This window comes from Nocardia sp., from assembly GCF_025465275.1.
In the GTDB taxonomy this organism is placed as follows: Bacteria; Actinomycetota; Actinomycetes; order Mycobacteriales; family Mycobacteriaceae; genus Nocardia.
Window position 1 is genome coordinate 1 of sequence record NZ_JAODNK010000056.1, and the last position, 16,983, is coordinate 16,983.

General features: G+C 66.3%; 18 protein-coding genes and 1 pseudogene. 5 read left to right on the plus strand and 14 right to left on the minus strand.

Annotated features, from left to right (window positions below):
- Positions 1 to 221, plus strand: a pseudogene (locus JWN03_RS12380) (dihydrolipoyl dehydrogenase); the annotation flags it as partial.
- Positions 222 to 307: 86 nt separating this feature from the next.
- Here JWN03_RS12380 and JWN03_RS12385 read toward each other — a convergent pair.
- Entirely contained in the window at positions 308 to 694 is a 387-nt protein-coding gene (locus JWN03_RS12385) for a winged helix-turn-helix transcriptional regulator (RefSeq protein WP_297613874.1), read from the minus strand.
- 112 nt (positions 695 to 806) lie between these two features.
- Between JWN03_RS12385 and JWN03_RS12390 the strand changes: the two genes are divergently transcribed.
- Positions 807 to 1,652 carry an SDR family oxidoreductase gene (locus JWN03_RS12390; protein WP_297613875.1) on the plus strand — a complete coding sequence of 282 codons (846 nt, stop codon included), beginning with the start codon at positions 807 to 809 and terminating at the stop codon, positions 1,650 to 1,652.
- Between the two features lie 21 nt (positions 1,653 to 1,673).
- Here the strand turns inward: JWN03_RS12390 and JWN03_RS12395 are convergent, their stop codons facing one another.
- From JWN03_RS12395 to JWN03_RS12415, 5 genes are all read right to left on the minus strand, one after another.
- Positions 1,674 to 2,162, minus strand: coding sequence for a hypothetical protein (locus JWN03_RS12395; RefSeq protein WP_297613876.1), 489 nt, complete (start codon positions 2,160 to 2,162; stop codon positions 1,674 to 1,676).
- Between the two features lie 177 nt (positions 2,163 to 2,339).
- Positions 2,340 to 3,599 carry an RNA polymerase sigma factor gene (locus tag JWN03_RS12400; protein WP_297613877.1) on the minus strand — a complete coding sequence of 420 codons (1,260 nt, stop codon included), beginning with the start codon at positions 3,597 to 3,599 and terminating at the stop codon, positions 2,340 to 2,342.
- Between the two features lie 3 nt (positions 3,600 to 3,602).
- Entirely contained in the window at positions 3,603 to 3,959 is a 357-nt protein-coding gene (locus JWN03_RS12405) for a YciI family protein (RefSeq protein WP_297613878.1), read from the minus strand.
- 16 nt (positions 3,960 to 3,975) lie between these two features.
- Positions 3,976 to 4,551: a dihydrofolate reductase family protein gene (locus JWN03_RS12410; RefSeq protein WP_297613879.1), complete on the minus strand. Its 576-nt coding sequence runs from the start codon at positions 4,549 to 4,551 to the stop codon at positions 3,976 to 3,978.
- An 81-nt stretch (positions 4,552 to 4,632) separates the two neighbouring features.
- Complete coding sequence (locus tag JWN03_RS12415) at positions 4,633 to 5,010, minus strand: VOC family protein (RefSeq protein ID WP_297613880.1); 378 nt, start codon at positions 5,008 to 5,010, stop codon at positions 4,633 to 4,635.
- A gap of 117 nt (positions 5,011 to 5,127) precedes the next feature.
- Between JWN03_RS12415 and JWN03_RS12420 the strand changes: the two genes are divergently transcribed.
- Both JWN03_RS12420 and JWN03_RS12425 read left to right on the plus strand, forming a co-directional pair.
- On the plus strand, positions 5,128 to 5,901 hold the full coding sequence (locus JWN03_RS12420; protein ID WP_297613881.1) for a TetR/AcrR family transcriptional regulator C-terminal domain-containing protein: 774 nt from the start codon (positions 5,128 to 5,130) through the stop codon (positions 5,899 to 5,901).
- A 253-nt stretch (positions 5,902 to 6,154) separates the two neighbouring features.
- Positions 6,155 to 6,796, plus strand: a complete 642-nt coding sequence (locus JWN03_RS12425) for a GNAT family N-acetyltransferase (protein ID WP_297613882.1) — start codon at positions 6,155 to 6,157, stop codon at positions 6,794 to 6,796.
- 190 nt (positions 6,797 to 6,986) lie between these two features.
- Here the strand turns inward: JWN03_RS12425 and JWN03_RS12430 are convergent, their stop codons facing one another.
- The 8 genes from JWN03_RS12430 to ramB form a co-directional block, all read right to left on the minus strand.
- Complete coding sequence (locus tag JWN03_RS12430; RefSeq protein WP_297613883.1) at positions 6,987 to 7,526, minus strand: carboxymuconolactone decarboxylase family protein; 540 nt, start codon at positions 7,524 to 7,526, stop codon at positions 6,987 to 6,989.
- Positions 7,527 to 7,628: 102 nt separating this feature from the next.
- The gene (locus JWN03_RS12435; RefSeq protein ID WP_297613884.1) at positions 7,629 to 8,492 is read right to left on the minus strand and encodes a GntR family transcriptional regulator; all 864 of its coding nucleotides are present in this window, start codon (positions 8,490 to 8,492) and stop codon (positions 7,629 to 7,631) included.
- A gap of 14 nt (positions 8,493 to 8,506) precedes the next feature.
- Positions 8,507 to 9,199: an urea ABC transporter ATP-binding subunit UrtE gene (urtE, locus tag JWN03_RS12440; RefSeq protein ID WP_297613885.1), complete on the minus strand. Its 693-nt coding sequence runs from the start codon at positions 9,197 to 9,199 to the stop codon at positions 8,507 to 8,509.
- The gene (gene urtD, locus JWN03_RS12445; protein ID WP_297613886.1) at positions 9,192 to 10,055 is read right to left on the minus strand and encodes an urea ABC transporter ATP-binding protein UrtD; all 864 of its coding nucleotides are present in this window, start codon (positions 10,053 to 10,055) and stop codon (positions 9,192 to 9,194) included. Before urtD ends, urtE begins: the two co-directional genes overlap by 8 nt.
- Positions 10,052 to 11,248 (minus strand): urea ABC transporter permease subunit UrtC, encoded by a 1,197-nt coding sequence (gene urtC, locus JWN03_RS12450; protein ID WP_297613887.1) that lies wholly within the window; start codon positions 11,246 to 11,248, stop codon positions 10,052 to 10,054. Before urtC ends, urtD begins: the two co-directional genes overlap by 4 nt.
- Complete coding sequence (gene urtB / locus JWN03_RS12455) at positions 11,245 to 12,129, minus strand: urea ABC transporter permease subunit UrtB (RefSeq protein ID WP_297613888.1); 885 nt, start codon at positions 12,127 to 12,129, stop codon at positions 11,245 to 11,247. The genes urtC and urtB overlap by 4 nt, the downstream gene beginning before the upstream one ends.
- A 376-nt stretch (positions 12,130 to 12,505) precedes the next feature.
- A complete protein-coding gene (gene urtA / locus JWN03_RS12460; protein WP_297613889.1) occupies positions 12,506 to 13,780 on the minus strand; it encodes an urea ABC transporter substrate-binding protein in 1,275 nt (424 codons plus the stop codon).
- A 340-nt stretch (positions 13,781 to 14,120) separates the two neighbouring features.
- A complete protein-coding gene (ramB, locus tag JWN03_RS12465) occupies positions 14,121 to 15,530 on the minus strand; it encodes an acetate metabolism transcriptional regulator RamB (protein ID WP_297613890.1) in 1,410 nt (469 codons plus the stop codon).
- A 128-nt stretch (positions 15,531 to 15,658) separates the two neighbouring features.
- Here ramB and JWN03_RS12470 point away from each other — a divergent pair.
- Positions 15,659 to 16,983 (plus strand): ATP-dependent DNA ligase (locus JWN03_RS12470; protein ID WP_297613892.1); only part of this gene is annotated, 1,325 nt, incomplete at its 3' end.

The window sequence follows — 16,983 nt, forward strand, 5'->3', positions numbered from 1 at the left end:
ATGGTTTCGTCAAGCTCATCGCGGATGCGAAGTACGGCGAACTCATCGGCGGCCACCTCATCGGCCCGGATGTCTCCGAGTTGCTGCCCGAGCTGACCCTGGCCCAGAAGTGGGACCTCACGGTCAACGAGCTGGCCCGCAATGTCCACACCCACCCGACGTTGAGCGAAGCCCTGCAGGAGGCCATCCACGGCCTCGCCGGGCACATGATCAACTTCTGATCCGCCCCGAATCACCAAGGCGCCCCGTGGTTTCCGAACCGCAGGGCGCCTTTTTCGTATCGTCCTGTGGATGGATGTGAATGGATTCAGTCGCGGTGGTAGGCGTTCTGGGCCGCGCGGATCTGGTCGATATTGGACTCCAGCATGTGGACGAGCCCCTCCAGCTGGTCCGCGACCTTGGCGCCGAGGTCGGTGAGGGTGTATTCGACGTGCGGCGGAATGGTCTGCTGGACCTCGCGGTGGATCATGCCGTCGCGTTCGAGGGTCTGCAGGGTCTGCGACAGCATGCGCTCGCTGATGCCGTCGACACGGCGGCGCAGGGCACTGAAGCGGGTGGGACCTTCCTTCAGCGCGACCAGGGACAGCACGCCCCAGCGGCTGGCGATGTTCTGCAGCACCGGGCGGGAGGTGCAATTGCGCGCGAAGACGTCGGCTTCCAGGGTCGGGTCGGTGTCGTCGGGCGGCGTACTCATGATTCGAGATTACCTACCCTTCAGGTTGCGGTTCCGGAATAGCATGTGCTTACTATTAGTTAGTACGTCCAGACAGTGCAGTTTTGTTCCCACCGAGAACCTGGAGTAAGTCATGACCGTCGCAGTCACCGGAGCCAGTGGTCAGCTCGGCCGCCTCGTCGTCGAGACCCTGTTGAAGCAAGGCGTCACCCCCGTCGCCGTCGTCCGAGATCCCGCCAAGGTGGCCGATCTGGCCGCGCAGGGCGCCGAGATCCGGCAGGCGAGTTACGACGATCCCGCCGCCCTGGACCGCGCCTTCGCGGGCGTGGATCGCGTGCTGCTGGTCTCCGGCAACGAGTTCGGCAGCCGAGTCGCCCAGCACACCAATGTCCTTCGCGCCGCCGAGCGTGCGGGCGTGGAACTGTTCGCCTACACCAGCATCCCGAATATCGACAGCAATGAAATGATCCTCGCCCAGGAGCACCGCGGCACCGAAGCGGCGCTGGACGAGGCGACCGTGCCGGTGGTCCGGCTGCGCAACGACTGGTACTGGGAGAACTACCTGGGCGGCCTCGAGCATGCCGTCGAGTCCGGGGTGCTCTACGGAGCGGCCGGAACCGGCAGGGTTGCCGGCGCGTCCCGCGTCGATTACGCCGAAGCCGCCGCGAAGGTGCTGACCACCGACGGTCACGGCGGTCGCAATTACGAGCTCGGCGGCGAACCCCTCACCTATGCCGATCTGGCACAGGCGATTTCGGAGGCATCCGGCAAGCCGGTGCGCTACCAGGATGTGCCGCAGGCCGATTACGCCGCCGCACTCGAGCAGAACGGCGTCCCCGCGCAGTACGCGCAGGTGCTCGCCGACGCGGATGCCGGTATCGCCCAGGGCATTCTGGATATCGAGACCGGCGATCTGCAGCGGCTGCTCGGCCGCGCGCCTACCTCGGCCGTCGAGGTGTTCCGGACGGCCCTGAGCTGAGGGTCGCCCTGCGGTCCGGGTTCAGTACCAGTGGTGGGACTGCCAGAAATCCCAGGCCGCGGCCGGGCTGCCGTAGCGCTCGACCATGTACCGATAGGCCCAGCGCAGCTGGGTCATCGGATTGACCAGCCAGTCGGGGCCCGCGCTGAACATCTTGAGCGCGGGCAGCGCCTGGGCCAGGCCGTAGGCGCCGGAGCTGGGATTGACGGCGAACACCCGCCAGCTGCTCTCATGGGCGATCACCTCATCGAAGGCCCCGAACTGATCGAGGGGAACGACGGTGAGCGCCATGGCTTTCAGCACCGGTCTGGGGAACGCCGACGACGGATCCAAACCGAGGGCTGTCACTGTGGGAATGAGTGTGGTCGCCACCGGGCCAAGGGATTTCGCCGCCAGTTGGAGCGCGGACGACGTCATATCGACCAGCTGGACGACCTGCTCGTCGGGAGTCGCTTGCGCGGTGGGACTGCCTGCGCCGATCACGATCGGCGCGGCCACCACCAGGAGCATTCCGAGGGTTTTCGCTCGGAGTCCCCGCCGTTGCGATGTAGCCGATTCGGGTAGCTGAGCAATCACGAATAGTCGGTCGAAGAATCGTAATCACGAGTCAACCTACGCGCTCCCGAGATGTTAGGGGGGAGCCTTCCCGGCGCGTCGTTCAGTAATTTTTGCGAGTGTCCTCGCAGTTCAAACCCTATTCGCCCGGTCCGTCAGCAGGGCCTGCTCAGTAGCGTTGGCGGTCAGTTCCGCGGCGCGCAGGAATGCGGCGCGGGCGTCCTCGGCGTGACCGAGCCGGGCCAGCAGATCGCCTCGGACGGCGTACAGCAGGTGGTAGTCGTCGAGTGCACCGGAGGCGGCGGCCTTGTCGACCAGTTCCAGTCCGGCGGCGGGACCGTGCAGCATGGCGACGGCCACCGCTCGATTCAATTCCACGATCGGCGACGGAAACCTTTGGGCCAGTACGGCATACAGCCCGGCAATGCGCCGCCAATCGGTGTCGGCGGCGGTCGGCGCCATGGCGTGCACCGCGGCGATGGCCGCCTGCAGCGCGTAGCGGCTCGGACCGCCGCGAGTGCGAGCGAGAGTGTGCGCGCGGGCCAGCGCGGCGAAACCGCGCCGGATGTAGAGCCGATTCCAGTGTGCGCGATCCTGATCCGCGAGCAGGACCATGCCATTGCCGTCCGCGCTGCGGGCTCCGGTGCGGGACGCCTGCAATTCCAGCAGGGCGGCCAGGGCGTGCGTTTCCGGTTCATCGGGCAGTAGCGCCGACAGGATGCGCGCCAAACGCAGTGCGTCCTCGCATAATTCGGCGCGCACCCAGCGTTCGCCCGAGGTTGCTGTGTAACCCTCGTTGAAAATCAGGTAGATCACTTCGAGGACGGAATCCAGCCGGTCCGTCAGTTCCGCGCCCTGCGGCACCTCGTACGGCACGTTGTGGCTTGCGATGGTGCGTTTGGCGCGCACAATGCGTTGCGCCACAGTTGATTCCGAAATTACGTAAGCCCGGGCGATCTCCCCGGTGGTCAGGCCGCCGACCATGCGCAGCGTCAGTGCGGCGCGGGCCGGCGGCGTCAGGACCGGATGGCAGGCGGTGAAGATCATCCGCAGTAGATCGTCGGAGATCGTCTCGGCGGGCTGCGGCGGTTGCTCCTGCAGCTCCACCTCTCGGCCGAGCAGTTCGAGCTTGCGCGCGAAGGTCGCGTCCCGCCGAATCCGGTCGATGGCCCGGTGTTTCGCGGTCAGCATGAGCCAGCCGCCCGGATTCGCGGGCACCCCGTCACGCGGCCACTGCTCCAGGGCCGCCACATGGGCGTCCTGGGCGAGTTCCTCGGCCGCGCCGATATCGCCGACCACGCGGGTCAGGCCGGCGACCAGGCGCGGCCACTCGATGCGCCAGGCCGCCTCGACGGCCTGGCGCGCTCGATCCTGCGGTGACCGCTCGCGCACTGGTCAGTCCTGATCGGCGAGCTGCCGGACCTCGACCTCGATCTCCCACTCCGGCCCGTGCACCCGCAGGAAGCGGGAGGCCCACTCCACCGCCTCCTCGGTGGATCGGGTCTGCAGCAGGCAGTAGCCGCCGATGATCTCCTTGGATTCGGTGAAGGGGCCGTCGATGACGGTCTGCTTCCCGTCGACCTGACGGATGCGGGTGCCCTCCTCGGTGGGCCGCAATCCGGCGGTGTCTAGCAGGACGCCCGCCTTGGTCATCTCCTCGATGAGCGTGTTCATATCCGCCATCAGCTTCTCGTCGGGACCCTGCTCGGGGGCCTTGGACGGGTCGAGACGGATCAGCACCAGATTTCGCATTGTTCTCTTCCTTCGCTCAGGCGACCTGGTAGCGGAGGTAGACCGCCCCCGAGTCGAACGTCTTCGATTCCAGCAGATCCACATTCAGTCCGGCCTTGTCGTGGAACAGCGGCGTGCCGGAGCCGACCGTCACCGGATGCACCATGATCCGGAATTCGTCGATGAGACCGTTGTCGATGAACCAGTGCACCAGTTTGGGGCTGGCGTAGATGGCAAGCGTGCCACCGTCTTCCGCTTTGAGTTCGGCAATACGGGCGGCCGCGTCGTCGGCGATGATGCGGGTGTTCTGCCAGCCCGCCTCTTTCAGCGTGGTCGAGAAGGCGATCTTGTTCACGTTGGTCACCCATTCGGCGTGCGCCTTCTCGCCGTCGGCCGCATCCGGATTGGCGGCGACGCCGGACCAGAAGTCCCGCATGCCCTCGAAGGTACGGCGGCCGTACAGCGCGGTGTCGACATCGGCGCGCACGTGCTGATTACCGAAGGCGTCGACCTCGGGGCTGTAACCCCGGAAGGTCCATTCGAATCCGAGTCCGGTCTGTGAGTCCACGTACCCGTCCAGGGTCATGTTCTCGATCGCCACAACTTTTCGCATGGCTGGTCCTTCCCGTCGAGGAGCGGGCCGCGGTTCGGCCCATGACTACCCCTCGAACGGGACGGCCCGGAATCGACACGATCAGACCCACTGGACCAATTGGATGATGATTCCGTTCGGATCGACGGCCTGGAAGTAGCGCTCGCCCCAGGGTTCGGTCTCGATCGGGGTGGCGATCGGGACGCCCTCGGCCACTACTCGCTCGTACTCCTTGTCGATGTCTTCGACGATGAAGACCACCAGGACGCCCGGTCCGGCGCTGCCCGCGCTGGTCGCCGGTTTGAAGGTCGGCAGGCCGGTGCGCAGGTATATGACATTCAATCCGGCGTCGGGCCTGGTCAGGGAGACGAATCCGGCGGCGGACATGGCCTCGGTGAAACCGAAGTGGTCGATCAGGAATGCGGCCGAGGCGGTGGGGTCGGGCACGTTCAGGGAGAGGGCGGACGCGGTGATTTTCATGGGTGCTCCTTGCTGCCGATCAACTCTGTACCAAGTACGCTGTACTGTGTACGTAAATTCCCGGCGGGCTGCATCGTGACGCGCGTCACATCTATACGATCAGGGCGGAGGTGAGGCATGGGCGCACGTGAGCGGAGCAGTGCCGGAGATCCGGTGCGCACCCTGGAGCTGCTGTGGCGTGCGCCCGGGCAGGGTGGGGCGGCGCGGGGTCCGAAGCAGCGCACCACGGTTGACGCGGTGGTCGATGCGGCGCTGGAGATCGCCGACGGTCAGGGGCTGGCGGCGCTCACCATGCGGTCGGTCGCGGCACAGCTCGGCCTCACGCCGATGGCCACGTACACCTATGTGCCGGGCAAGGCCGAGCTCCTGGATCTCATGCTGGACACCGTCTATCAGCGGATGCCCCGCCACGAACTCACCGGAATGCCCTGGCGCGAAAGAGTTTCCACCATCGCAGCCGAGAACCGGGCGCTGCTGGCCGCTCACCCCTGGGTGGCCTACGTGCCGACCACCCGCCCGCCGCTGGGCCCCGGCGTCGCCGCCAAATACGATCACGAACTCCGGGCCTTCGACGGCCTCGGCCTCGCCGACGTGGACATGGACGCGGCCCTCACCCACGTCCTCGGCTTTGTCACCTCGGTCGCCCGCATAGCCATCGACACCGCCCGCGCCGCCGCCGAAAGCGGTGAATCCGACCACGATTGGTGGCAGCGCGCCGCCCCGCTCCTGGAACGCGTCTTCTCCGCCGACCGCTACCCCCTCGCCGCCCGCGTCGGCGCGGCGGCCGGTCAAGCCCACGACAGCGCCTACAACGCCGACCACACCTACGATTTCGGCCTCGCCCGCCTACTCGACGGCCTGGCTACCCTCATCGAAACCCCGCCGCGCTGAGTGGCATTCTCGGCCGCCGAGTCGGTCCGGTTCGTTCTGGTTCTCTGCGGATCGGTACCTGTAGTCGGTCCGGCGGTGGTCCCGGTACGCGAAGCGCGAGCTCGTCGCGGCGGAATCCCATTGGCGCTGAGCGGGTTGTGGGGGCACTGAACTGCTGGTGCATGTTGATCGTTGTGGGTGATTCGCGGTTGCGGGCGGGTGACTGATCGGAATTCGGGCGACAGGAGTCGCTGGTGCGGGCAGAATTTCAGGTATGCCGCGATCGGTGCCGGCAATTGTTGCCGCGGAAATCTTCACCAAGGCCGCGCAGCCGGTGATTCCGGCGGGCGAGGGGTTGGTGTTGCGGCCGTGGCTGCGGCGGGATGCGCCGGAGGTGTTCGCGGCCTTCCAGGATCCGGCGATTCAGCGATGGCATGCGCGGACGGCCGAATCTGTGGAGGAGGCGGACGACTGGATCGAGCTGTGGCTGCACGCGTGGAGCGGCGGGGTCGATGCCAATTGGGCTGTCGCCGATAGCCATACCGGTCATGTGGTGGGGCGGGCGTCGCTGCGGTCGATGTTGCTCTCGCAGGGGCTGGCCGAAATGGCGTACTGGGTGGCGCCGCGAGCGCGCGGGCAGGGGGTCGCGCCGCGGGCGGTCGCGGCGCTCACCGCATGGGCGTTCGACGAGATCGGCTTCCACCGGTTGGAACTACGGCATTCCGTGCACAATCCGCAGTCCTGCCGGGTGGCGATGAAGTCCGGCTTCGCCCTGGAGGGCACCAATCGCAGCGCCACCCTGCATGCCGACGGCTGGCACGACATGCACATGCACGCCCGAGTCGCAGGCGACCTGTCGACCGAAACCCTGCCGCTCGCACTGGGTTCCCGAGCGCGCCATCGCGCGAACGGCTAGCAACGCTCTTCCCCGACGGAACAGCCTGTCTCCGTGCCGAACAGCGCTTATCAGGCGTGTTTCGTGCATGGATGCGCTGTGTGGTTCGAAGGGCGGGCTGTTCGGTGCGCAGACCCGCTGTGTGGTCGGCGGCGATGGGAGGTTGGCGGCGATGGGAGGTTGGCGGAGTGGGTCCGAGCGGCTCGTCTAGCTAGTGGTCGGTCTGGATTCGCAGGGCGGTGATGGTGCTGGCCAGGCCCTCGTACTGGTTGGTGAGCAGGACGATTTCGATGAGGCGGCGGTCGTCGTAGTGCTCGGCGAGGGTGGTCCAGGTGGTGTCGTCGAGGTTGCGGGTGGTCACCAGTTGGTCGACGGCGGTGAGGAGGGCGCGTTCCTGGTCGGTCCAGCCGGGGGCGGCCGGGCCGAGGCGCAGTCGGTCGAGGACCTCCTGGGTGATGCCCGCGCGCTTACCGAGCCGGATGTGATGGTCGGTCTCGTACTCGCATTCGCGCAGGTGCGCGACTCGCAGGATCACCATTTCGGATTCGTAGCGGCGCAGCCGCCCACCGGGCATGAGCTTCCCGGAGAAGTGCAGCCAGCCGCGGAACAGGCCGCCGGTGCGCCCGAGTGTGCTGAACAGGTGCGCGTCATCCGTGCCTGCGGCGCGGGAAAGCGCCTGCCAGACAACCCAGTTGACCGGACCCAGCTCCCGGAGACGCCCGGGCGCGATACGTGGCTGCGTCGACACCATGCCCAACGCTAACAGTCTGTCCCAGCCACCCGCCACCATCCGATGCGCCAACCGCCAGCCCCCGTCATCCCGGCATGCTTTTGGCCGGGATGACGAGACGAGTCACTCCCGCACGGCCTGGGCGAGTTTCGTCATTTCCAGGGCTCGGCGGGCTCGGGTGAGGACGTGGGCTCGGGAGCTGGTCAGGTGGGCCAGCAGGGTGCGGAGGGCGGCGTCGAGGTCGCCCATGAGGAGGTATTCGGCGATGGCTATGTGGTCTTCCGCCATCGCGGCGACGCGTTCGGCGGTGGGCATGTCGATGGCGCGGACGGGGCGGACGCGGGCATGCACCGTCGAGAGGGCATCGGCCAGTGCGGAATTGCCCGCTGCGGCGAGCAGGGTGATGTGGAACTGCTCATCGGCGGCGATGAGGTCGGCGTCGGGTTCCGGTGGGTTGTCCCGCAGATACCGCCATGCCTCCAGCTCGCGCCGCACCGCGGCCGCATCCTGGAGACGGTGCGCTGCCGCGAAGGTCGGGCTCGGCGAAGCCGTGTGCCGCGCAGCGCCGTAAGCCGGGTATTCCGTGGCGCCGTCGGTATCGTGCGCGCGTGATCCGCTGGCGTAGCCGTAGGCCGAGTCCTGCGGATAGGCCTCGACCGGTATCGGATCAAGTCCACCGAGCCCGGCGGGAGTGGTTTGCAGCCGCTGGATTCCTCTGGCCTCCAGCACGATTCGCAGCTCGTAGAGGTCGCCGAGTTCGTCTACTCGCGGCCGGTAGGGGTAGAAACCATCGGGATGCCGTTCGAGCAGTCCGTCGGCGAAGAGCCGGGCCAGGGCCTCGCGGACGGGCGTGCGGGAGACGCCGTAGGTTTCGGCGAGCCGCTCCTCGCCGAGCCGTTCGGTCGGCACCAGCACCCCTGCCGCGAGATCCCGCTGCAGGGCCCGATAGACCCGCTCGGACAAGGGAATACGCCCCCTGCGCACCATGTCGGGACGGCCGATCAGATCGCCATGGCCAGACGGACGTTGGATTCCGCGCCCGCGCCGCCCGCCCCGGAGGAGGTGATGCGGCCCGATTGCAGCACGTAGTACTGCTGCGCGGCCTGCAGGGCGAAGCCGATGTGCTGCTCCACCAGCAGCACGCTCAGACCACCGCGATTGGTGAGATCCATGATGGTGCGCTCGATTTCGGCCACCACCGACGGCTGGATGCCCTCGGTCGGCTCGTCGAGAATGAGCAGTTTGGGTTCGGTGATGAGCGCGCGCGCAATGGCCAGCTGCTGCCGCTGACCGCCGGAGAGCAATCCGGCCTTGCGTGCGAGCAATTCCTGCAGCGCCGGGAACAGCTCCAGCGATTCGGCGATGAGTTCCTTACCGCGCTTGCGCCCGTCCGCCACCACCTGGAGGTTTTCCAAGGCGGACAGCTGCGGGAAGGACTGCTGCCCCTGCGGTACATAGGCGATGCCGCGCTTGACCCGCCGCGACGGCGCCATCTTGGTGATGTCCTCGTCATTGAAGCGGATACGGCCCGATTTGGCGGGCAGCAGGCCCACCGCGGCGCGCAGCAGCGAGGTCTTCCCGGCCCCGTTGTGGCCCATGACGGCAACCACGCCGTCACTCGGAACCGTCAGCGAGACACCGTGAATCACCTGGCTGCGGCCGTATCCGGTCTGTAGGTCGATGATCTCAAGCATTCGCGGCCTCCTCTGCGTCGGTGGATGCGCTCTCGGCGGCACCGGCCGAGTCGGCGGCGGGTGGCAGTTCACCGGCCGCCGCGGTGCCGAGGTAGACCTCCTGCACCTTCGGATCGGCCTGCACCTGTTCGACGGTGCCCTCGCTGAGCACCCGGCCGCCCGCGAGCACGGTGACCGAGGTGGCGAAGGCCCGCATGAAGTCCATATCGTGCTCGACGACCACGACGATTCGCTCACCGCCGATGCGGCGCAACAGGTTTCCGGTCTCCTCGCGCTCCTCGGCGCTCATACCGGCGACCGGTTCGTCGAGCAGCAGTACCGATGCGTTCTGTACCAGCAGCATGCCGATTTCCAGCCACTGTTTCTGGCCGTGCGCCAGTACTCCGGCGGGCTTGTCGCGCAGCGCCGTCAGGCCGGTGGTCTCCAGCGCCTCCTCGATGGCGGGGAGCACCGACTTGCGCTTGCGCAGCAGCGTCAGCGCGGAACGTCCTGCGCCGGCGGCGATATCGAGATTCTGCAGCACGGTGAGCTGTTCGAAAACGCTGGCGGTCTGGAAGGTGCGGCCGACGCCCAGCCGGGCGATCTGATGCACCTTCTTGCCGATCAGCTCACTGCCGGACTTGCGCGCCGAACCGGTGGCGGCGGCCAAACCGGTGATGGCGTCGATCAGCGTGGTCTTGCCCGCGCCGTTCGGTCCGATGAGAAAGCGCAGATCACCTTGCAGCACAGTGAGATCCACATCGGTGACGGCCTTGAAGCCGTCGAAACTCACGGAGAGACCGCGGATTTCGAGGTATTCGCTGTCCATTCCGGCATTGCCGCCGAACTTCGGTTCCGGCACGGTGGCGGTGGTCATGCTTTCACCTTCGCTTCGTCCACAGGGGTTTCCGGTTCGGCGGTCTCGTCGGCCGGTGCGTCGGCGGACACGACCGAGGCGGTGATGGCCGGGCCCGCGCCGACGCCCGGGCCGGAGTCCTGCGCCGGGCGCACTCGCTCTACCAATTGCTTTGCCATCGGCCACAATCCGGCCAGACCGGCGGGCAGGAAGCCGATCACGACGATGAACAGCGCGCCCTGGAAGTAGGTCCAGGCCGAGGGGAAATTCTCGGAGAGCGTGGTCTGCGCCCAGGCGACACCGATCGCGCCCAGCACCGGGCCGAGCAGGGTGGTGCGACCGCCGATGGCGACGCCGACCAGGAAGGCGATGGACGGCACCACACCGATATCGGCGGGGGAGATGATGCCGACGATCGGGGTGAACAGCGCACCCGCGATGCCCGCGAAGAAGGCGGCCACCACATACGCGACGATTTTGATATTGGCCGGGTCGTAGCCGAGGAAGCGCACGCGCTCCTCCTGATCACGCACGGCGACAAGGAGTTCGCCGTATCGGCTGTTCATCAGCTGGCGCGCGATGGCGACCACCACGAGCAGTGCGCCCGCCGCGATGAAAAACAGCATGCGCCGGTTCACCGGATCGTCCAGGCGGAAGCCGAAGAACGTCTTGAAGTCGCTGAGACCGGTGAAGCCGCCGATGGTCTGCTGACCGGTGAGCAGGATGGCCAGCGCCGCCGCGAGCGCCTGGCTCAGAATGGCGAAGTACGCGCCCTTGACGCGGCGCTTGAACACGCCGAAGCCGAGCACCGCCGCGACCACGGCGGGCAGTACCAGAATGCCCAGGATCGCGACCGGTGCGGAGGCGAAAGGCCGCCAGTACGAGGGCAATTCGGAGATGCCCGCGATGGACATGAACTCCGGCACATCCTCGTGCGCCTTGGCGGCGTCGGCCATCTGCATATGCATGGCCATGACGTACGCGCCGATGCCGAAGAACACGCCCTGCCCGAGGGTGAGCATGCCGCCGCGACCCCAGGACAGGCCGATGCCGACGGCGACAATGGCGAAGCAGAGGAATTTCGCGAGCAGGCTCAGCCGGAAGTCGCTGAGCATCGAAGGTGCGATGCCGAACAGCACGACGGCTGCCAGGACGAAACCGCCCACGACCTTGAACGATGACGAGTTTGCGCCGATGCGCTGGATGAGAGTCATGCCAGACTCCTCGTGCGAACGGTGAACAGGCCCTGCGGGCGGGCCTGGAGGAAGATCACGATCACGATGAAGACGATCACCTTGGCGACCGACGCGGTGGTGGAGTACTCGACGAACGAATTCAGCAGGCCCATGCCGAAGGCCGCGATGACGGTGCCCTTGATCTGCCCCAGGCCGCCGATCACCACTACCAGGAAGGCGTCGACGAGATACGACTGTCCGATGGTGGGGCTGGTGGAACCGATCAGGGTGAGCGCCACGCCGGCCACCGCGGCCAGGCCGGAGCCGATGAAGAAGGTGCTGATATCGGTGAAACGGGAAGAGACGCCGGAGGTTTCGGCGAGGCTGCGGTTCTGCACCACGGCCCGGATGCGCCGGCCCAGCGGAGTGGTCTTGAGTGCGGTGGCCAGCGCGATGACCGCGACCAGGGCCAGCGCCATGATGAAGATGCGAGTTTTGGGAACCACTGTGCCGGCAATGGTGATGCCGCCGGTCAGCCAATCGGGGGCCACCACATTCTTGGCGGGTGCGCCGAAGATATTGCGGGCGGTCTGCTGTAGCACCAGGCCCACACCGAAGGTGACCAGCAGGGTGTCGAGCGGGCGGTCGTACATCCAGCGGATGAGACCCATTTCCAGGGCCGCGCCCAGTAGCCCGCCGACCAGGAAGCCGACGAAAAGTGACACGATGAGTGCGACGCCGGTCGAGTGAATGACCTGCTGCACAACAAAAGTCGTGTAGCAACCGGCCATGATGAATTCGCCGTGCGCCATATTGATCACGCCCATCTGACCGAAGGTCAGCGACAGGCCCAGCGCGGCGAGCAGCAGGATCGAGCCGAGGCTCAAGCCCGTGAAGAGCTGTCCGACAGCAACTTCCATTGTGAATACCCCTGTAGTTCTCTCGCGCTGCCGCGCGTCATGCGGACGATGTGGCGGCGGTGCCACCGCGCGGTCGGTGCGATATCGGAAGCCCGGTATCGCACCGGCCGCCCCTCATCGGCGGCAATTCCTGTCGACCCTCACGGCAAGGGTCATCTGACGGTCCTGCTCACCCGAGCTCCGGTTCCCGCCTACCCGCCCACACGAATCACCCTGAGCAACAAGGTCTCCAAGGTCGTGGCCCGCCCCGTTCTGGACTGCGGCTCCATAGACCTGCGCCTTGGAGGGGGGGAGCGAAGCGGTGGTGCGGAGGGAGGGAAGAACGGGGTAACAGGGCCACGACCCCGCCGCAGCGAAGCGGAGGCCGAAAATACAGCTACTTCAGGCCCTTGGCCCAGTCGTAGGTGGTCAGGTACGGGTCCGGCTGGATCGGCTTGCCGGAATCCCACACGGTGTAAATGAGGCCGTCCGGGTGGATTTCACCGATGCGGGCGGTCTTGGTGATGTGGTGGTTGTCGCCGTCGACGGTGACGGTGCCCTCCGGGGCGTCGAAGGTGACGCCATTGGCCGCGGCCTGAATGTCGGCTACTGCGAACGACTTCGCCTTCTCGACGGTGTTCTTCCACAGGTAGACCGAGGTGTAGGCGGCTTCCATCGGGTCGGAGGTGGGCTTGCCTGCGCCGTAGGCGGCCTTGTACGCGGCGACGAACGCCTTGTTGGCCGGGGTGTCGAGGGTCTGGTAGTAGTTCCAGGCGGTCAGCTGGCCGGTGATGTTCTGCGCACCGATGCCCGCGACCTCCTCCTCGGCGATGGATACCGAAACCACCGGCATCTCAGCGGCTTTCAGGCCCGCATTGGAGTACTCGCGGAAGAACGCCACATTGGAGTCGCCGTTCAGGGTGTTGAACACCGCACCGGCATGCGAGTTGCGAACCTTGTTGACGATGGTGGAGAAGTCGGTCGAGCCGAGCGGCGCGTAGTCCTCGCCCTTGATCTCGATGCCGTTGGCCTTGGCGTAGGCCTTGATCTCCCGGTTGGCGGTCTGCGGGAACACGTAGTCCGAGCCGACCAGGTAGAGGGAGGTGATGCCCTTCTGCTTCAGGTAGTCCAGCGCCGGCACGATCTGCTGGTTGGTGGTCGCGCCGGTGTAGAAGATGTTCTTGCTGTCTTCCAGGCCCTCGTACTGGACGGGGTAGTAGAGCAGCGAGTTCAGCGATTCGAACTTGGGCTTCATGGCCTTGCGGCTGGAGGAGGTCCAGCCACCGAAAACCGCAGCGACACAGTCGGAACTGATCAGCTTCTCGGCCTTCTCGGCGAAGGTCTTCGGGTCGGACGCACCGTCCTCCAGCACCACCTCGAGCTTCTTGCCCATGACGCCGCCGGACGCGTTGATCTGGTCCACCGCCAGCTTGGTCGCATTCGCGACGGTGACCTCGCTGATGGCCATGGTGCCGGTCAGCGAGTGCAGCGAACCGATCTTGATGGTGTCCTTCGAGGTGTCGACACAGGACTTGGCGTTGGAGCCCGACGCGGTGTTGTCGTCGCGCGAACCGCAGCCGGAGATCAGCGCTACGGACAGCACCAGGGCGGTCGGGATGGTGATTGCTCTGACCAGGCGCGCAGTTCGCTGTCGGCGGTGGGAATCTTGCATTGGGCGGACCCTTCTCACTTCACGGGGTTCGGCATCAGCCGGTTACCAGCACAGCGACGCCACGTGCGCCGCTTGCGAATACCGCCGCGTATACAACGGCTGTATTCGTGGTGCGAACGGTAAACGGGAAGTGTTGCGCCGGAATGACTCTCGGTGACGGTCCGATTGCTGATGTTTCAGTGGCGTGAATTTCCGCTCACCGCAACGGCTTCCGTAGCGATTGCAAGTGCCATCGGTGCAGGTGAGGAGGGGTGAAAAGGCTCAGGCCGGTGCCAGCGAACGCTGACACCGGCCCGAGGAGCGCTGTGAGATGTCCTACTCGGAGGTAACTTGCGGGGTGCTACTGAATTACATAGGGGGAGATGGAGCTTCGGTGTTCGCTGATATCGAGGGACTTGCCGAGTGGGGGGAAGGCGCGCTGGGGGCAGTTGGAGCGTTCGCAGACTCGGCAGCCGGCGCCGATGGGAGTTGCCTTGGGCTCGTTGAGATCCAGGCCGTCGGCATAAACTACGCGGCCGGCGTGGCGGAGTTCGCAGCCGAGGCCGATGGCGAATACCTTGCTGGGTTCGCCGTAGCGGGTGGCGCGGCGTTCCACGGTTCTCGCGATCCATAGATATTTTCGGCCGTCGGGCATCTGGGCGATCTGGGTCATGATTTTCGCGGGGTAGGCGAAGGTCTCGTAGACATTCCACAGGGGGCAGGTGCCGCCGCTGGAGGAGAAGTGGAAACCGGTGGCGGACTGGCGTTTCGACATATTTCCGGCGCGGTCCACCCGGACGAACGAGAACGGCACGCCGCGCAGCCGCGGGCGCTGCAGGGTGGAGAGGCGGTGGCAGATGGTCTCGTAGCTCTGGGTGAAGAAGGCCGACAGCCGTTCGATGTCGTAGCGGAAATCTTCGGACATCTCGTGGAAATGCGTGTACGGCAGCACGGTTGCGGCCGCGAAATAGTTGGCCAGGCCGAGTTTCGCCAGCACCCGTGATTCGGGGCTGGAGAAATTGCCTTCCTCGACCAGCTTTTCGATGAGGTCCCCGCACTCCAGATAGGCGAGTTCCGCGGCGAGTTTGAACACCCGCTGCCCACCGGAGAGATGCGGCGCGATTTCCAGGCGGCGCTGCTCCGGATCGTATCTGTGCAGTACGCCGTCGTGCAGGTCGATGCGTTCGACGATCTGCACACCGTGCGCGGTGGTGAGGCGGCGCGCGATTTCCCGTTTCAGGTCGCCGCCGTGGAAACGCATACGGTTCGCGAGTTCCTCGGCCGCGGTATCCAATTCGTGAATATAGTTCTGCCGCTGATAGAAGTAGTCGCGCACTTCCTCGTGCGGTTTGGAGATGGCGCCCGAGCCGCTGCCGTCGGCGAAGCGGTCCTCGGTGGCGGCGGCCAGCTGTGCGGTCGTATTGCGATAGCGGCGGTGCATATTCACCATGGCGCGCGCCAGAGCCGGGTGCGCGGAGACCATTTCGGCGATCTCCTGGGCGTCGGCCTCGATGCTGAGCTCCTGGTCCATGACGACCTCTTGCAGTTCGGCAATGAGGCGGGTGTCGTCCTGGGAGGAGAAGAATCCGGCGTCCACTCCGAAGACCTCGCTGATACGCAGCAGGACCGGTACGGTGAGCGGGCGGACGTCGTGTTCGATCTGGTTGAGGTAGCTGGCCGAAATCTCCAGCTTCTTGGCGAGGGAGACCTGGCTCAGCCCACGTTCGGTGCGCAATTGCCGCAGGCGCGCGCCGACGAAAGTCTTGGCCATGTGCCCAGTTTATGGGCGGTTTCGCAGGCCTGCCAACCCGGAATTAGCAACTCTGCTGAGTGCTGCGTCACAGCGGGCACGGGGCGAAGGTCCCGGATCTGTCATACCCGGCCGCTACCGTCGTTCAGGTGTTCTTGTCGCAGGTGGTTCAGGCGTCACAGGCCGTGCGCGCGACGTCTTCGCGCAAGACCAAGATAAGCACGCTGGCCGGGTTACTGGGCGAGGCCGGTCCGCAGGAATTGGCCCAGGTCGTGGCCTGGGTTTCAGGGGAATTGCCGCAGGGGCGAATAGGTACCGGCTGGCGGACGCTGACCTCGATGGACACCGACCCCGCCGAGCTGCAGACGTTGACCGTGCAGCAGGTGGATCAGGTCTTCACCGAATTGTCGGAGGTCGCGGGCAGCGGGTCGACCGCCCGGCGCAAGCAGCTGCTGGCGCAGATGTTCACCGTCGCCACCGCCGCGGACCAGGAATTCCTGATCCGCCTGCTGACCGGGGAAATGCGGCAGGGCGCGCTCACCGCCATCGTGGCGGAAGCGGTCGCCATGGCCTTCGAGGTCCCGATCGAACTGGTGCGGCGGGCACACATGCTGTCCGGGCGATTGCCGGTGACGGCGGTGGCGGCGCAAACCGGCGGAGCGGAGGCGCTGGCCGCCTTCCGGCTGGAGGTCGGGCGGCCGATTCAGCCCATGCTCGCCTCGCCCGGGGCCGCGCTCGATGAGGCGCTGAGCGAGTTCGACGGTGAGGTGAGCGTCGAACACAAGATGGACGGCGCGCGCATCCAGGTGCACCGGGACGGTGACCGGGTCTGGGTGTTCACCCGCACGCTGCGCGATATCACCGGCAGCGTTCCCGAATTGGTCAGCCTGGTAAGGGAACTCGACTGCACCAGTGTGGTGCTGGACGGGGAGACCCTGGCGCTCAACGACTCCGGCCGTCCCCGGCCCTTCCAGGAGACCATGAGCCGATTCGGCGCCGCCACCGCGCAGGAGCTGCTCCTGCACCCGTACTTCTTCGACTGCCTGCACCTGGACGGTGTGGACCTGCTCGATGCCCCGCTGCGCGAGCGCCGTACCGCGCTCACGAAAGTGGCCTGCGGACTGAGCATTCCGGCTCTCATCGCCCCCGATGCCGAGGCCGCCGCCGAATACTTCGACGGCGCCCTCGCCGCCGGCCACGAGGGCATCATGATCAAATCTCTGGACGCGCCCTATGCGGCCGGTCGCCGCGGCCGCGCCTGGCAGAAGATCAAGCCCACCCACACCCTGGACCTCATCGTCCTGGGCGCCGAATGGGGCTACGGCCGCCGCACCGGGTACCTCTCGAATCTGCATCTGGGAGCGCGTGATCCGAACGGCGGCGAGCCCGTCATGGTCGGCAAAACCTTCAAGGGCCTCACCGATGCCCTATTGCATTGGCAGACCGCCGAATTCCCCCGGCACGAGCGCACCCG

Bases quoted from the DNA above. Each gene is read 5' to 3' on its own strand.
- JWN03_RS12430 (WP_297613883.1), bottom strand. From the start codon at position 7,526: ATGGTGTCGACGCAGCCACGTATCGCGCCCGGGCGTCTCCGGGAGCTG.
- JWN03_RS12415 (WP_297613880.1), bottom strand. From the start codon at position 5,010: ATGAAAATCACCGCGTCCGCCCTCTCCCTGAACGTGCCCGACCCCACC.
- JWN03_RS12405 (WP_297613878.1), bottom strand. From the start codon at position 3,959: ATGCGAAATCTGGTGCTGATCCGTCTCGACCCGTCCAAGGCCCCCGAG.
- urtE (WP_297613885.1), bottom strand. From the start codon at position 9,199: ATGCTTGAGATCATCGACCTACAGACCGGATACGGCCGCAGCCAGGTG.
- JWN03_RS12385 (WP_297613874.1), bottom strand. From the start codon at position 694: ATGAGTACGCCGCCCGACGACACCGACCCGACCCTGGAAGCCGACGTC.
- urtB (WP_297613888.1), bottom strand. From the start codon at position 12,129: ATGGAAGTTGCTGTCGGACAGCTCTTCACGGGCTTGAGCCTCGGCTCG.
- ramB (WP_297613890.1), bottom strand. From the start codon at position 15,530: ATGGCCAAGACTTTCGTCGGCGCGCGCCTGCGGCAATTGCGCACCGAA.
- JWN03_RS12420 (WP_297613881.1), top strand. From the start codon at position 5,128: ATGGGCGCACGTGAGCGGAGCAGTGCCGGAGATCCGGTGCGCACCCTG.
- JWN03_RS12395 (WP_297613876.1), bottom strand. From the start codon at position 2,162: ATGCTCCTGGTGGTGGCCGCGCCGATCGTGATCGGCGCAGGCAGTCCC.
- urtA (WP_297613889.1), bottom strand. From the start codon at position 13,780: ATGCAAGATTCCCACCGCCGACAGCGAACTGCGCGCCTGGTCAGAGCA.
- JWN03_RS12425 (WP_297613882.1), top strand. From the start codon at position 6,155: ATGCCGCGATCGGTGCCGGCAATTGTTGCCGCGGAAATCTTCACCAAG.
- JWN03_RS12390 (WP_297613875.1), top strand. From the start codon at position 807: ATGACCGTCGCAGTCACCGGAGCCAGTGGTCAGCTCGGCCGCCTCGTC.
- JWN03_RS12410 (WP_297613879.1), bottom strand. From the start codon at position 4,551: ATGCGAAAAGTTGTGGCGATCGAGAACATGACCCTGGACGGGTACGTG.
- JWN03_RS12435 (WP_297613884.1), bottom strand. From the start codon at position 8,492: ATGGTGCGCAGGGGGCGTATTCCCTTGTCCGAGCGGGTCTATCGGGCC.
- urtC (WP_297613887.1), bottom strand. From the start codon at position 11,248: ATGACTCTCATCCAGCGCATCGGCGCAAACTCGTCATCGTTCAAGGTC.
- urtD (WP_297613886.1), bottom strand. From the start codon at position 10,055: ATGACCACCGCCACCGTGCCGGAACCGAAGTTCGGCGGCAATGCCGGA.